Origin of the sequence: Bacillus sp. H1a (genome assembly GCF_000633475.1) — a bacterium.
Classification (GTDB): Bacteria; Bacillota; Bacilli; order Bacillales; family Bacillaceae_G; genus Bacillus_A; species Bacillus_A paramycoides.
Genome location: NZ_AYMH01000042.1, coordinates 116,015 through 132,050, shown reverse-complemented (window position 1 = coordinate 132,050; position 16,036 = coordinate 116,015). Strand labels below are relative to the sequence as shown.

Sequence of the window (16,036 nt, the reverse complement as noted above, 5' to 3'; positions counted from 1 at the left end):
TCTTATTTAAACAATAAAATATTTAACGTATTTAAATATTAATCCCGCAAACAAAATCCGTCAACACATTTATTCATAAAAACGTTTACAATTTCGTCACAAAGTTGTATAATTTTTGTCGAAGTTAATATTGACAGTCACGGAGAATCAGAGTATACGGCTATGAATCATAAAAGAGGAAACTTTTTTATATTTCATGGCCTTTTTGTATTCTCACTGTCATAAATGCTTCAATAATAAAGGGGGATTTTCAGGTTATGTTTTTAACACAATTATTTAAACCTGCACCGCATACAGAACGCCTACCGGCTGATCGCATCGATAGTGAATATCGTAAGTTGCGTTTACAAGTCTTTTTAGGCATTTTTATCGGTTATGCAGGTTACTACTTTGTTCGAAAGAATTTTTCACTGGCAATGCCATATCTTATCGAGCAAGGTTTTAGTAAAGGAGAACTCGGTGTTATCCTTTCAGCGGTATCTATCTCTTACGGATTAAGTAAATTTCTTATGGGTATCGTATCCGATCGTTGTAACCCTCGCTATTTCTTAGCAGCTGGGCTATTTTTATCAGGTATCATTAATATTATTTTTGGTTCATTTTCTTTCATTACAACGAGTATTATGCTCATGTTTGTACTTCAGTTTTTAAACGGATGGGTACAAGGTATGGGGTGGCCTCCTTGTGGACGTACAATGGTTCACTGGTTCTCTATTAGTGAACGCGGTACAAAAATGTCTATTTGGAACGTCGCTCATAATGTCGGCGGCGCACTTATGCCTTCTCTCGTTACATTAGGGTTATATTTCTTTGCAAATGACTGGAAAAGTATATTTTACTTCCCAGGTATTCTTTCAATTTTAGTTGGGATTTATGTATTAATTACGATGAGAGATACACCTCAATCTTGCGGATTACCTTCTATTGAGGAACATACTGGGGAATATCCATCAGATGAAAAAGTAAAAGATCGCGAACGCGAACTTTCGGTAAAGGAAATTTTATTTACATATGTATTAAACAATAAATTTTTATGGTACATCGCTATCGCTAACGTTTTTGTTTATTTCGTCCGTTACGGTGTTGTAGACTGGGCTCCTACTTATTTAGTAGAGGAAAAAAGCTTTACTCATAGTAGCTCACGTACAGCTTATGCTCTATATGAATGGGCTGGTATTCCAGGTACACTTCTTTGCGGATGGATGAGTGATAAACTATTTAAAGGGCGCCGCGCACCTGCTGGTATTTTATTTATGGTTGGTGTATTCATTGCCGTTCTCGTTTACTGGCTAAACCCTGCTGGTCACCCAATCATTGATAGTATCGCACTTGTTTCCATTGGATTTTTAATTTACGGACCTGTTATGCTAATTGGCCTACACGCTCTTGACTTAGCACCAAAGAAAGCTGCTGGAACTGCCGCTGGTTTAACTGGCTTCTTCGGTTACCTAGGCGGAGCTACTTTTGCTAGTGCAGCTATGGGCTTTATTGTAGATGCATTCGGATGGGATGGCGGCTTCATTTTGCTACTTGCTTCTTGTGTGCTTGCAATGTTCTTCCTTGCTCTTACTTTAAATACAGGATCTGCAAAGCAAAAACAAGCTTAAGTACTATTATTATACTTACAAAAAAAAGAGAGACAGTTCTTTCCAGGACGCCTCTCTTTTTTCTACATATACTACTTTTTTATTACAAATAATTCATAAATCCACATCGATATTGTTAGCGCTTTCAAAAGGTTTTTTTCTTTATATCACTGCACTTCATCTCTATATAAAAAGATTTTCGAATATTTACTCTTGTCAAACAATGTCAATTTATATTAAAATAACAACAACATACAAAATATTTAGTCTTTTCAGAAAGATGGAGGGATAGCCATGAAGAATCCACTTCTTCGTATTGAAAACTTACAGACTTCCTTTCGCATACAAGATCAATATCATGCAGCAGTTGATGATGTGTCCTTAACTGTCCATGAAAATGAAATTGTCGCGATCGTTGGTGAGTCAGGATGCGGAAAAAGTGCACTTGCCCTTTCCATTATGCGCTTGCATAATGAAGCAAATACAAAATTACAAGGGCAAATTTATTATAGAGATAAAGATTTACTTAGCATGTCAACTGCTGAAATAAATAAAGTACGTGGTTCAAATATCGGAATGATTTTCCAAGAACCTCTTACAGCACTCGACCCTCTTATGACAGTTGGAAAACAAATCGAAGAAAACTTAGACTACCACACAAACTTTTCGAAAGCAGAAAAGAAAGAACGCACCTTAGAACTACTCCATCAAGTTGGTATTCCAAAACCAGAACTTACATATAAGCAATACCCACACGAATTATCTGGCGGAATGAGACAAAGAATTGTTATCGCAATTGCAATTGCTTGTAAGCCAGGACTCATCATTGCAGATGAGCCGACAACCGCTCTAGATGTAACAATTCAAGCACAAATTTTAGATTTATTACGATCCATTCAAGAACAAACGAAGATGGGCATCATTTTAATTACACATGATTTAAGTGTTGTTGCTGAAACAGCTGATCGCATTATCGTTATGTATGCAGGACAAATTGTAGAAACAGGAACTGTAGAAGAGATATTTAATAACCCTCTTCATCCATATACACGCTCTTTATTAAATTCTATTCCATCTGCATATGCTGAAAAGGAAAAATTACATGTTATTCAAGGGGTTGTTCCTTCATTAGCGAAGATGCCTCGCACAGGTTGTCGCTTCCAAGCCAGAGTCCCGTGGGTTAGACCAGACCAACATGAAGAAAACCCAGTTTTACATGAAGTAAAACCAGACCATTGGGTACGTTGTACTTGCTATAAGCACTTCAACTTCCAACATAAGAAAGGAGATGACGTAACTCATGGCACTGCTTAAAGTAGAAGATTTAAAAGTACACTTTCCAATTAAAGGTGGTATTTTCGGTCGCACATTAGACTACGTACGGGCCGTTGATGGTGTCAGCTTTGAATTACAACCTGGTGAAACGTATGGAATCGTTGGGGAATCTGGGAGTGGCAAATCAACAACTGGAAAAGCAATTATGCACTTAACGAAAGCGACAGGCGGTAGCATTCATTTTAATAATAGAGATTTAACAAAGTTAAGTCGCTCTGAACTAAGAGAACAACGAAAAGATATTCAGATGATTTTCCAAGATCCATATTCATCCTTAAATCCAAAGAAACGCGTTATGGATATTATTGCAGAACCACTTCGGAATTTTGAGAAGCTCTCACCTGATGAAGAGCGTAGAGCTGTTCAAGATTATCTTGATAAAGTTGGGTTAAATCCAGAGTCTATTTATAAATATCCACATGAATTCTCCGGTGGACAAAGACAGCGGATTGGTATTGCACGCGCACTTACACTAAAACCGAAGCTTATTATTGCAGATGAGCCAGTATCTGCACTTGACGTATCTGTACAGGCACAAGTATTAAACTTCTTGCAAGATTTACAAGCTGAACTCGGACTAACATACTTATTCATTAGTCACGATTTAGGTGTAATCCGCCATATGTGCGACCGTATCGGTGTTATGTATCGTGGACGACTTGTTGAAGAGGCAACCAGCTCCGAGATTTATAAAAATCCGCAGCACATCTATACGAAACGCCTAATATCAGCAATTCCTGATATTCGTCCAGAAAACCGAGAACAACAACGTAAATTACGTCGTGAAGTAAGCGCTGAATACGAGAAATCATATGAAAATTATTTCAATGAAAACGGTCGTGCTTACGATTTAAAACCAATCTCGCCAACGCACCGGGTGGCATTACCATAAGGGAGTGATAAAACATGTGGAAATTTATATTACGCCGGGTTTTAGTTATGATACCGCAATTATTCATATTAAGTGTACTCGTCTTTACACTTGCTAAAGCAATGCCAGGTGATGCATTAAGTGGCGCTGAACTAGCAAACCCGAAAGCAGATCCAAAAATAATTGAAGAACAACGTGAGAAATTAGGTTTAAATGACCCTCTTCCTACTCAATATGTACACTGGATTTCCAATGCCGTGCAAGGAGATTTCGGTATTTCTTACGCACATAAAATAAAAGTAACCGATATTATCGGAGAACGTCTTGGCAATACAGTATTATTAGCACTGCTTATTTTAATTCTTACTTACTTAATTGCTATTCCACTTGGTGTTATAAGTGGACGTTGGAATGACACTTGGGCTGATCGAATCATTACACTCTATAACTTTTTAGGATTCGGTACACCACTCTTTATTTTCGGATTAGTAATGTTATTCTTATTCGGCTTTTTATATCCAATTTTCCCTACGAGTGGTAGCGTTGATCCACAAGTTGCAGCCGGATCATTTGATTACTATGTAAGTAAATTCAATCATATGATTTTACCAGCTTTATCTGGGGCATTAATTGGAACAGTAGGAACTGTACAATATTTACGAAGTGAAATTATTGATACGAAACATAAAGATTTTGTACGTACGGTAAAAGCAAAAGGTGTACCAGAATCTAAAGTATATTCAAGACATATTTTACGAAATTCATTTTTACCAATCGCAGCATTCCTAGGCTATGAAATTACAGGTTTAGTTGGGGGCTCTATTATTCTAGAAAATATTTTCGGCTACCCTGGAATTGGACAACTATTTTTCCAATCTATCACTCAACGTGATTTCAGTGTCGTAACTGCTCTTGTATTATTTACTGGATTCGCAACGCTACTCGGAACTCTTCTTTCCGATATTATTCTAAGCATCGTTGATCCACGTATTCGTATTGATTAATGGAGGTGAATAAACGTTATGTTAGCAAATCCTGAAAAACAAACTGAAGTCATTCATTACGAAAAGAGCCCTTCTGGTTTCTCCATTATGTGGCGAGAATTTCGTAAAGATAAACTAGCAATGTTTTCCCTATTCTTTTTAGCTTTAATATTAATAGCCGTTTATGCAACTTCATTTATTATGAAGCAAGAAGATATCGTCCGAGTCGATCTGTTTGCTATTTACGACCCTCCTTCTGCTGAACATTGGTTAGGAACTGATTATGGAGGCCGGGATATTTTCGGACAATTAATTATTGGTACACGTAACTCCTTTACAGTTGGTTTAGCCATCACTCTTTTAGCAACCCTTATCGGTCTTACGATGGGACTAATTGCTGGCTATTTTGGAGGAGTTGTAGATAACCTCATTATGCGTTTTATTGACTTCATGATGATTTTACCATTCTTAATGATTGTTATCGTGTTTATCTCACTCGTTCCAACTTTCAATATTACGACATTTATTCTCATAATGACCGCTTTCTTATGGGTCGGAAAAGCAAGACTTATACGTTCTAAAGTGTTAACTGAGAAAGAACTTGATTACGTATCGGCATCAAAAACGTTAGGAACACCAAACTGGAAAATTATTTTCCAGCAAATATTACCTAATTTAAGTTCTATTATTATCGTAAATATTACATTAAATCTTGCTGGTAACATCGGGATTGAATCTAGTTTAACTTACTTAGGCTTCGGTCTACCAGAAAGCACACCAAGTCTTGGTACACTTGTAAGTTACGCAACAAACCCAGATGTATTGCAAGAAAAATGGTGGATTTGGTTACCCGCATCAATCATGATTTTAGTGTTGATGCTGTGTATAAATTTTATTGGTCAAGCGTTAAAGCGTGCGGCTGATGCGAGACAGAGAAAAGGATAAGGGGTGGAGAAGTTATGAACAAACCAAAACTGTACAAAGTATTAAGTACTCTTGCTGCTTCAACATTATTACTATCTGCATGTGGGGGTGCCGATAGCGGTAGCAAAAAAGCAAATACGAAAAAAGTAGAAACAAATAAATTTAGTTCTGCTGTAAAAAATGATGGTAAAGAAATTAAAGATGGATCATTAACATATGGACTCGTTTCAAATTCACCTTTCGCTGGTGTTTTAAGTAGAGTATTGTATGAAGTTGCTCCAGATTCAGAAATTATGGATTTCTTTGATGAACAATTATTAGCTACAGACAAAAACTGGGAAATTACAAATGACGGTGCTGCAACGTATACAATTTCTGAAGATAAAAAAACAATTACAATTAAGATTAAAGATAATGTAAAATGGCACGATGGTAACTCTGTAACAGCTGAAGATTTAGAATATTCTTACTTAATTATTGGTAATAGTAAATACACAGGTATTCGTTACGATACACAAATGCAAATGATTGAAGGTATGGAAGAATATCACGCTGGAAAAGCTGACAAAATCTCTGGTATTAAAGTAGTCGATCCAAAAACAATTTCAATTACTTATAAAGAAGTAAACCCTTCACTGAAAACTGGTATTTGGACATACCCTACACCTAAAAAATATTTAGGCGATGTACCAATTGAAAAACTAGCAGAATCTGATAAAATCCGTCAAAATCCAATTGGATTCGGCCCATTTAAAGTGAAAAAAATCGTTCCTGGTGAATCAGTTGAATATGAACGCTTCGATGATTACTGGGGTGGCAAACCTAAACTAAAAAATGTAACATTAAAAGTTGTAAATCCATCTATTGTTAGTGCATCTCTGAAAAAAGGTGATATTGATATTGCATCAATTACTGCTGATCAATATCCGAACGTAAGTAAATTAAAAAATACACAACTAATTGGTAAAACTGACCTTGCTTATACTTATATCGGATTTAAATTCGGACATATGGACAAAGCAAAGAACGAAGCTGTAATGGATAACGATAAGTTCAAAGACGTTCGTTTACGTCAAGCGATGGCACATGCAATTGATAGAGAAAAATTAGCAGAGAAAGTATATCACGGACTTCGCGTTCCAGCTAACTCTCCAATTCCACCATCTATGCCAAAGTATCATAATAACGATGTTGGTGCATATAACTTAGATGTAGATAAAGCGAAAAAATTATTAGATGAAGCTGGATATAAAGATAAAAACGGTGATGGATTCCGTGAGGACCCAAAAGGTAATGAATTTAAAATTAACTTCCTAGCTAGTAACGGTAGTGAAACAAGTGAACCACTTGCAAAATTCTATATTCAATCTTGGAAAGATATCGGTTTAAAAGTAGAACTTGTTGACGGACGCTTACACGAATTTAATGCTATGCGTGACATGATTAAAAAAGATGATCCGAAGGTTGATATTTTCTCTGGTGCTTGGAACACTGGTTCTGATCCTGACCTTTCTGGCCTATGGGGCAAAAATGCTGGATTTAACTATCAGCGCTGGGTAAATGATGAAAATACGAAGTTATTAGACGCAGGATTATCAGAAAAAGCTACTGACGAAAAATATCGTAAAGAAGTATACGATAAATGGCAAAAATTAATTCATGACGAAGCACCGATGATTCCAATTCATTACACATTCGATTTAACAGGTGTTAATAAGCGAGTAAAAAATTATAATGTCAACACTCAAGTGAACCAAATAACTTCACAATGGAAAGACGTTACTGTAACAAGTGAAAAACCAGAAGTAGAAAAATAAGCATAAAATAGCTCTTAGCATTTACTTACATGCTAAGAGCTATTTTTTATTTACCGTCCTTCTCTTGCTGTTTATATTAATCAATTCCCTTCTATTCATACGATTAAAACATTTGTTGAAACATCTTTACTAAAACAGCTAACATAACAGATCCCGCAAATCCTCCTAAACAAATAAGACTTACCCCTTGACTATATGATAAATTTTGAAATGATTTCACTTCTTTCATCCTCCCTATTCCCCTTTGATACTCTAATTTTACCAGTGGGAAAAATTTCATAACATCGATTTCGCTGACAACTAACTTACAAATTTGTAAGTTAACAATTTCCCTCTAAACTTATATATCTAGTATGTCCACGCTTCCCTCTTTTATACATCAAAAAAAACCTTGAATTATATCAAGGTCCTACTTACACTACAGAATATCTCACTCAATTTATTTTATAATCATCACCGGGCATTTCACACGCTTTGCTATTTTATGACTTACACTACCAAGCACCATCTCTTGCAGTGTATTTAACCCTCTACTTCCTACAACAACAAGGTCAATATCTCCTGTATTTACATATTGAACGATCGTATCTCCAGGATCACCGTGTAGAATCGTAATTTTGTAGGCAATTTTCTCTTTCTTTAATAACGTCTCAATCTCTTTTAATTTATCTTTTCGACTTGCTGAAATTGTCTCTAAATCTGTTTGTCCCTGTATAATATCTGATTTTGCCGTTCTATTATCTACTACGTACACAACTTCAACATTTGTTTCTTCGTTAAATTTCGCAATATATGTTGCATGCTCGGCTGCCCGAAGTGCATGCTCAGAACCGTCACATGCTAATATAATTTGTTTGTACATATGCTGAATCCCCTTTTCGTTATCCTACTCGTATTATATAATAAAGCCTCCTAAAAAGGAGGCTTCTAACTAGCAATTCTCTTATTATAAGTAGCTAAATTTGAAACAATCTTCGAGCTACGTTCATTTAAACCTGTGATCCTTACTTTCACACCACTTTGTTCATACTTCATTATAACTTTATCAATTGATGCTACTGCTGAATCATCCCATACGTGCGCATGAGTAAAGTTCATCTCAATTTCTTTCGCTTCTTCATTGTATGGAAATGTATTTATAAAATTTTTCGCAGATGCGAAGAATAGTTAGCCGTGAATTTCGTATATTTTCTTATTTTCAATATACAAATGTTTCACGTGAATCTTTGCCATGTACTCCTCTACTCTTTAATTCTTTGATTTTCTCCATAAGAAAATCAGAGCCGACTGCACGAAGGCTATTATATAACGAGTAGAAGATTTTTTGCTATGTAAAAGTTCCCTAAAAAAAGACGCTACCTCCGCAGCGTCTTTTCCTATTTAATGTCCACCGTATCCCTCACCATTTTCTTGAACAATCTCTAACCTCTCATCCAATATACCTTGCGTTTCAAATGAAATATCACTAATGTTTCCTAACAGGAAACCATGGTTATACGGACCAAGTGTTGGATCATCCTTGAACTTCGGCTGAATAGTAGCAAGAAAATCATATACAGGTTGTGAAGCCTTACCTTCTTCTAAAAACAATACCGGAGCATGTTTACCCATATGTGAAAACGGTGCTCCCGCAATTGCTAAGTCTGGTGTTTTGCTTGAAACAAATGACAAACCGTGACCTGGTTTTGTAAATCCCCAGCCAAATTTCGTTTTTTCATCTTTAAATTTCGCAAACGCAACAGAATTTTCTGTTGGAGTCTCCCCACTAATACGTGTTACTTTTCCGTATTTACTTAACTCTTTTTCTACTTCTTTCGAAATGATTTTTTCTGGTCCTAACACATATATATTCGCTTTATCTTTTCTCATTTTTAACGCCTCGATTGTCGCTTCTGGCACCGTTTCTTTTTCTACATATAGAAGAGGTTCTGGCATATGAGAAATCCAATTTACAGCTGGTGTTGTATATAAGCGCCCCTCTTCTTCAGACGAACCGATAATAACGCTATTTGGATAATCTCCTGTTATATCGGCATATTCTTTATCAACATCTTTAGCAAATCTAGCTGGATCTGTTTCTTTTATTTGTTTTACTTTATATTCTTTTAATTGCTCCAGCGTAGTTGCCCCTACATCCCCCATCACCATAATTTGCGTTCCATCTTTTGTTCCAAGTGGATTTAATCGTTTTATTTCTTTTAACGTCATTTCAGGCACCGCTTCTTTTTCTATAAATAAAATCGGCCCGTTATTCGGATGATGAATAAGATCCGCACTTGCAATACCTAATTGCCACTCGTTCATTGGCACTAAAATAACAGCACCCGGCTGATTCTCTTTATGAGTTGCTGGCCATATTGTTTGCGAAGTTAACACTGCCATTTGTAGAGGATCATTTGTATTTAATCTCGTTACATTTTTTAAACTTGTCGTTAATAAATCATTCGATGCTCCTTTATTCATTTCTTTCGGCGCAGTCACCTCTTGATTCATTTTCATTTCCTTTTGCTCTGTTTTCTTCTCTTTTGTAGATTCATGATTTTTATGATCTGTGTTTGTTTGCCCACATGCCGCAAGACCGGCTGCCGTAATTATTGTTATCCCAAGGATTCGGGTCTTTTTTTTCACTATATCGCCCCCGTATTAATCGTTTTCGAGCCAATATTATTACCTAAAATGGAATTTCATCTTTACGATAACAAGCAATTCTGAAGAAATTATGCAGATGCATTATAATCTGCACCATTTCTTCATGATTTTGACTTACAATTTAAGTAATAACTACAAATGCGGAGGTACTCTATGGTCGATATACTACTCGTAGACGATGAACCGAGAATGCTTGAATTATTAACGCTTTATCTTACTCCAATCGGATATAACTGCATATGTGCAGTATCTGGAGAAGAGGCTATTTCACATATAGAAAATCGGAACTTCAAATTTATTTTACTCGATATTATGATGCCAAAGATGGATGGGTGGGAAACTTGCAAAAGAATTCGCTCATTTAGTAACGTTCCAATCATTATGGTAACTGCTCGTGATCAAACGGTAGATGTCATTCAAGGATTAAAACTTGGAGCAGATGATTACGTGACGAAGCCTTTCCATGAAGAGGAGCTTTTCGCGAGAATTGAAGCTGTTTTACGGCGCACGAATCAACACGGGCAAATCAAATATCACGGCATTTTATGGGATGAGGCAAAGCATTTCGTGTCTGTACATAATGAAGAACTTCTTCTCACACCAATCGAATTCTCTTTACTCGGATTATTTTTACATCATGTGAATTACGTATTGAGCCGTGATCAGCTTATTGAACGAGTTTGGGGATTCAATACAAATACAGAAGATCGTACAGTTGATTCACATATTCGTAATTTGCGTGATAAATTACGAAAAGTAAATTTCCCTATTGATCATCATTTAAAGACTGTATACGGGGTTGGTTATCGATGGATTGATAGCGAAAATTAAGGAGCAAAACAATGAAGCGAATTTCTATTCAACTCGGATTTTATTTTCTAATTGTTACACTTTTAATTGAAAGTGTTCTATTTGTCTTGCTCTATTATAGCCTTGTAAACAATAGAGTAAATGAAGAAATGACCGCTTTATTAAAGCGCGGAAATAGTCACCGAGATGTCCTTGAAAAGTATTTTGACAGGCAAACAATCTCTCATGTCGCTTTAATGGAATCCGAAGCTGAAACAACCGTTGTTATTACAAATGCAAATAAGAAAGTACTAGCAAAGTCGAACGAATTAGATACTACTATAAAAAAACATATTACAGAGATGAATACGAGTACAGATCATAACGGGGCTATTATAGAAAATCATTGGAAAACATCTAATTATATATGTACAGTGAGTCCCATTGTAATAGATGGCAAAATAGAAGGTTATGTTTATATGTTTCTCGGAACAACGTCAATTGAAGAAATGATTAATGGCTTAACAAATCAATTTATTATTGCTGGTATCGTGACTTTCCTATTAACAGCTGGCACAATTTTTCTATTATCTCGCTTATTAACAAAACCATTGTTACACATGAAACACGCCACTGAAAAAATGAGTAAGGGCGATTTATCCGTTTCTTTAACTACTACTCGAAATGACGAAATTGGTGAACTTGCAGAATCCATTCAAACTCTCGCAAATGATTTACATTATATGAAAACCGAACGTAGCGAATTTTTAGCAAGTGTTGCTCATGAATTACGAACACCTTTAACGTACGTAAGAGGTTATGCTGACATTGCATTAAAAGAAAGTACAGCTCCTGAGCAACGTTTACGATATTTATCCATTATAAAAGACGAATCTGATTACATTACGAACCTAGTCCAAGATTTATTTGTACTTGCTCAAATGGAAAAGCATAGCTTTTCTATTGAAGTAAAAGAAGTGTATTTACATTCTTTTCTTACTCGTATAACAGAAAAAGTAAACGCTATGTATGAGAAAAAACATATTGCAGTTTCTTTCACATGTCCTTCTTCACTCTCAGCAAACCTTGATGAACAACGATTTGAACAAGTGATGATGAACATCTTAAATAATGCTTATAGGCATTCGAAAGAGCATTCTCAAATAAAAATCTCTATTACCAAGGAGCAAACACATATTATATTTCTCATTCAAGACGAAGGCGAAGGTATTCCGCAAGAAGACCTCCCTCACATCTTCGATCGCTTTTATCGCGTTGACAAAGCAAGATCACGTGCAACAGGAGGAACTGGCTTAGGACTATCCATTGTGAAAGAAATTGTAGAACTACACGGCGGGAATATTACCGTAACAAGTGAAGTTGGTCATGGATCTTGCTTTGTGATTTCATTACCATCCTTATAATAAAACACGACTATACATTCATAGTCGTGTTCTATTATCATTTAGGCTTTTCTTTTATAATATAAGTTTACAAACTGTCCAAAACGCTTTGTATCCGTTAAAGTTAAATCAATTTGCGGATTCTTTTCTTTAAATAACGGAATACCAGAACCTAATATATGAGGTGTAATCGTAACAATATATTCATCAATTAAATTACTCTTAAAAAATTCTCTCAGTAGACTCCCTCCACCGACCATCCATATTTTAGATCCCTCCTCCTCTTTTAAACTTTTTGTAAACTCCACTACATCTTCATTTACAAACTCTACATGTTCGTTTGAACCTTTTTTTGAATTAGAAAAAACATAACATTTTTTATCCAGGTATGGGAATGTTTCCGTATGCTCTATCACATAATCATACGTTCTCTTCCCCATGATTATTGTATCAATCGATTCATACATTTCTGTATAACCGTTATCGCCCTCTCCTTCAGTTTCCATTAACCACTGTAAATCATCATCTTCTTTCGCGATAAATCCATCCAAACTAGCTGCAATAAATAAAACAACTTCACGTGACATATTTTTTCCTCCTCGCGTCTCATATTGATAAGATTATGATGTAAGCAATATACTAACAATAAAACATGACAATTAATGTCATGTTTTAAAAAGAAAAAGGTGATATCCTTGTCAAAAGCAAAACGTTTATTAGACATTCTTATATTCGCTTCTGCAAAAAGGAAATTTACAGCTCAAGAAATAGCTGATGAGTTCAATATATCTATTCGTACCGTTCATAGATACATTTTAGATTTGAATGATATGGGGTTACCCATTTACGCTGAACAAGGTCGCAATGGAGGATATAAAGTATTAACGAATAGAGTAATTCCACCTATTTTATTCACTGAAGAAGAAGCTGTCTCCATCTTTTTTGCTTTTCAATCTTTAAGCTACTATCGTAACTTGCCTTTTAATACGGAAATCAATTCCGTTACACATAAACTATATGGCTCTCTACAAAATGATGCGAAAGCTAAAGTTGATAAAATACGTTCTTATATCGCTTTTTGGAATCCGAAGAGGACAATTGATACACCACTTTTAAAAGAAGTGTTAACAGCAGCTATTGAAAATAAAAATTTACATTTTCAATACGAATCTAAATCTGGAATAAAAACAAAACATGTTCATCCTATCGGTGTATATGCTCACGATGGTTTATGGTATTTGCCATCCTATGACTTTAGTAGAAAAAAAGTATTACTGTATCGTGTCGATCGTATTCTTTCCATATTATCAATGGAAGAAAACGAAGATACATTCATGAATTTAGAAGAATGGTTTGCCTCTAACTCTAACGTAATAATCATTCCTACTCAGTTACATGTTTTATTAACGACAGAAGGCGTGCGCCAATGTAAAAGCGTTCCTTACCTTGAAGAGTTCGTTGAAGTAAACGAAGATGGGACAGGGTATATAAATTCAACAATTGATAAAGGAGAAATTAATTTTATTACCCCTTTATTTTATCGGCTTGGAAAAGATGCAAAAGTTTTAGAACCGAAAGAATTAATAGATGGTTTACGCATACGTGCGAAAGAAGTTTTAAATATGTATGGAGACTAAAAAGACGTAAGAGAATTCCTCTTTCAAAAACATAAAAACGTGAGCGCCCTATTCTCACGTTTTTACATCTTACTTTATCCCGCATTAACGGGCAGTAAGACTCTTATCGCAAAATTCTACTGTAAAGCAAAGGAGTTAGATAGGAGAACAACTGCCCGTAAAAGCCCGATTGGTTCAACTAATAATCAGTGGGGATAAACACCCACTGATTAAAGTTTCACTTTATTAATTCAATTGTTTCTGTAACCTTTATACTATCTTTTACAGATTGAACAATCGTACAATTCTTCACTGCAAGTTGCAGTGCCTTGTCTAATTGCTCCTCTGTAATGTTTTTCGCTTTAATTTTATAGTGCAAATGAACACTTTCAACTGGTTTTGATAAAGCTTCACTTCTCCCAATTTCAGTTTCAATTGTAAACGTATCGTATGTAATACGTTTCTTTTCTAAAATCGTTCGAAAAACAATTGCACTGCATCCCGCAATAGAAGAAACGAGTAATTCTAACGGTGAATACCCATCTTCTTTTCCGATTGCTAATTTGTCATACGATAAATCTGCTCGAATATTATCATGCTTGATTTTTATTTTCATACTTCGCTTCCATCTCCACTTTCATCGGTTTCTGCCGTTTCTTACTCATATAATAATATATGTAACAGAAAATGATAAATGGAATACCACAATATAACGCCATTCGTTGCTCAGGAATAAACGCTAAACTAATAACAACGATACTATTTGTAATTAAAGCTAAAATTGGGACAATTGGATATAGTGGTGTTCTATACTTTAAGTCCTCTAACTTTCCTCCGCCTTTTATATACTGACTTCTAAAGCGAAGTTGTGATAAAGCAATAATGATCCAACTTGAAACAGCGGATAAACCAGCTATAGATAATAAGTACATATATACTGTATCTTCTGCAAGGAAGCTTGTTAATAAAGAAAGAGCAGCAACAGCAATTGTTACGACTAGCGCTGTAATTGGAATACCTCGTTTATTTACCTTTTTAAAGGAAGTTGGTGCCATTCCTTCATTTGCAAGTGACCATAGTATACGTGTTGCTGCATATAATCCTGAGTTCGCTACAGATAATAAAGCAGTAATAATAACGAAGTTCATAATATCCGCTGCATATGGAATACCAATTTTATCAAATACAACTACGAATGGACTTTCAATTACTCCTGCTTCTTTCCAAGAAATTAATCCTACTAAAATTGTCATTGTTAAAATGAAGAATAACATAATGCGCCATACTGTATTACGAATTGCGCGTGGAATTGTTTTTTCAGGCTCCTGACTCTCTCCTGCTGCAATCCCGATTAACTCTGTTCCTTGGAATGAAAAGTTAACTGTAATCATCGTAAGAAGTACTGCAGCTAGTCCATTTGGGAATAGTCCGCCATCACTTACAAAGTTAGAGAAAAGAGGCGCTGCTTCTTTTCCGTCGTATGGTAAAAATCCTAGTAATGCACTACCACCAAGAACAACAAATGCAATAATTGTAACTACCTTAATACTAGAGAACCAAAACTCTAATTCAGCATAACTTTTCGCTGAGATAGCGTTTGAAGCATATAAAATAACCCCGAATACGAGACACCATACCCAAACATCAACATTTGGAAACCATCTTTTCATCATTAAACCGATCGACGTTAATTCTAATCCTACTGTTACTGCCCATCCAAGCCAGTATAGCCAGCCGATCATAAATCCAGTTCCAGGTCCGATAAACTTCGTCGCATACTTTTGGAAAGAACCTGAAACTGGCATCGCTACCGTTAGCTCTCCAAGACAAAGCATTGTTAAATACATAATAAATCCGCCCACTAAATAAGAAAGAATTGCTCCCCCTGGTCCAGCTTGATTAATAGTGTATCCTGAACCTAGGAAAAACCCTGTCCCGATTACACCACCTAGTGCTATCATAAATAAATGTCTACTCTTCATCGTACGATGTAATTTATCATTCGTTGTTTGCTGCATTGTAATCCTCCCCTATAAACCCTCTATCTCTTTTTAAAATTTTCT

The 16,036-nt window shown here is 35.6% G+C and carries 15 protein-coding genes and 1 pseudogene; 9 read left to right on the top strand and 7 right to left on the bottom strand.

All coding sequences use genetic code 11. The features are described from left to right. Positions 1-257: 257 nt before the first annotated feature. From glpT to opp4A, 6 genes are all read left to right on the top strand, one after another. Complete coding sequence (glpT, locus tag U860_RS0119520) at positions 258-1,607, top strand: glycerol-3-phosphate transporter (protein WP_025149819.1); 1,350 nt, start codon at positions 258-260, stop codon at positions 1,605-1,607. Between the two features lie 273 nt (positions 1,608-1,880). Beyond that, entirely contained in the window at positions 1,881-2,900 is a 1,020-nt protein-coding gene (locus tag U860_RS0119515; protein WP_025149818.1) for an ABC transporter ATP-binding protein, read from the top strand. Then, on the top strand, positions 2,887-3,813 hold the full coding sequence (locus tag U860_RS0119510; RefSeq protein ID WP_025149817.1) for an ATP-binding cassette domain-containing protein: 927 nt from the start codon (positions 2,887-2,889) through the stop codon (positions 3,811-3,813). The genes U860_RS0119515 and U860_RS0119510 overlap by 14 nt, the downstream gene beginning before the upstream one ends. A gap of 14 nt (positions 3,814-3,827) precedes the next feature. After that, positions 3,828-4,796, top strand: a complete 969-nt coding sequence (gene opp4B / locus U860_RS0119505) for an oligopeptide ABC transporter permease (protein WP_025149816.1) — start codon at positions 3,828-3,830, stop codon at positions 4,794-4,796. Positions 4,797-4,814: 18 nt separating this feature from the next. After that, positions 4,815-5,720, top strand: a complete 906-nt coding sequence (locus U860_RS0119500) for an ABC transporter permease (RefSeq protein WP_025149815.1) — start codon at positions 4,815-4,817, stop codon at positions 5,718-5,720. Between the two features lie 14 nt (positions 5,721-5,734). Then, on the top strand, positions 5,735-7,516 hold the full coding sequence (gene opp4A, locus U860_RS0119495) for an oligopeptide ABC transporter substrate-binding protein (protein WP_025149814.1): 1,782 nt from the start codon (positions 5,735-5,737) through the stop codon (positions 7,514-7,516). Positions 7,517-7,619: 103 nt separating this feature from the next. Here opp4A and U860_RS31805 read toward each other — a convergent pair whose 3' ends face one another. The 4 genes and pseudogenes from U860_RS31805 to U860_RS0119475 all read right to left on the bottom strand — a co-directional run bounded on the left by U860_RS31805 (position 7,620) and on the right by U860_RS0119475 (position 10,144). Then, the gene (locus U860_RS31805; RefSeq protein WP_033795461.1) at positions 7,620-7,736 is read right to left on the bottom strand and encodes a DUF4027 family protein; all 117 of its coding nucleotides are present in this window, start codon (positions 7,734-7,736) and stop codon (positions 7,620-7,622) included. A gap of 219 nt (positions 7,737-7,955) precedes the next feature. Further along, the gene (locus tag U860_RS0119485; RefSeq protein ID WP_025149813.1) at positions 7,956-8,378 is read right to left on the bottom strand and encodes a universal stress protein; all 423 of its coding nucleotides are present in this window, start codon (positions 8,376-8,378) and stop codon (positions 7,956-7,958) included. Positions 8,379-8,443: 65 nt separating this feature from the next. After that, positions 8,444-8,749: pseudogene (locus U860_RS31800) on the bottom strand (sodium-independent anion transporter); the annotation flags it as partial. 147 nt (positions 8,750-8,896) lie between these two features. Then, entirely contained in the window at positions 8,897-10,144 is a 1,248-nt protein-coding gene (locus U860_RS0119475; protein WP_025149812.1) for a hypothetical protein, read from the bottom strand. Positions 10,145-10,318: 174 nt separating this feature from the next. Between U860_RS0119475 and U860_RS0119470 the strand changes: the two genes are divergently transcribed. Next, positions 10,319-10,996: a response regulator transcription factor gene (locus tag U860_RS0119470; protein WP_025149811.1), complete on the top strand. Its 678-nt coding sequence runs from the start codon at positions 10,319-10,321 to the stop codon at positions 10,994-10,996. Between the two features lie 11 nt (positions 10,997-11,007). Then, positions 11,008-12,378: an ATP-binding protein gene (locus U860_RS31795; protein WP_033795460.1), complete on the top strand. Its 1,371-nt coding sequence runs from the start codon at positions 11,008-11,010 to the stop codon at positions 12,376-12,378. Between the two features lie 41 nt (positions 12,379-12,419). Here U860_RS31795 and U860_RS0119460 read toward each other — a convergent pair whose 3' ends face one another. After that, on the bottom strand, positions 12,420-12,944 hold the full coding sequence (locus U860_RS0119460; RefSeq protein WP_025149810.1) for a dihydrofolate reductase family protein: 525 nt from the start codon (positions 12,942-12,944) through the stop codon (positions 12,420-12,422). A 75-nt stretch (positions 12,945-13,019) separates the two neighbouring features. Here U860_RS0119460 and U860_RS0119455 point away from each other — a divergent pair, with 75 nt between their 5' ends. Beyond that, complete coding sequence (locus U860_RS0119455; RefSeq protein ID WP_205206345.1) at positions 13,020-13,994, top strand: YafY family protein; 975 nt, start codon at positions 13,020-13,022, stop codon at positions 13,992-13,994. Between the two features lie 217 nt (positions 13,995-14,211). On the opposite strand, the gene U860_RS0119450 is transcribed toward U860_RS0119455, so the two are convergent. After that, positions 14,212-14,589, bottom strand: a complete 378-nt coding sequence (locus U860_RS0119450) for an OsmC family protein (RefSeq protein WP_025149808.1) — start codon at positions 14,587-14,589, stop codon at positions 14,212-14,214. Continuing rightward, positions 14,567-15,991 carry an amino acid permease gene (locus tag U860_RS0119445; protein WP_025149807.1) on the bottom strand — a complete coding sequence of 475 codons (1,425 nt, stop codon included), beginning with the start codon at positions 15,989-15,991 and terminating at the stop codon, positions 14,567-14,569. The genes U860_RS0119450 and U860_RS0119445 overlap by 23 nt, the downstream gene beginning before the upstream one ends. Positions 15,992-16,036: the final 45 nt, after the last annotated feature.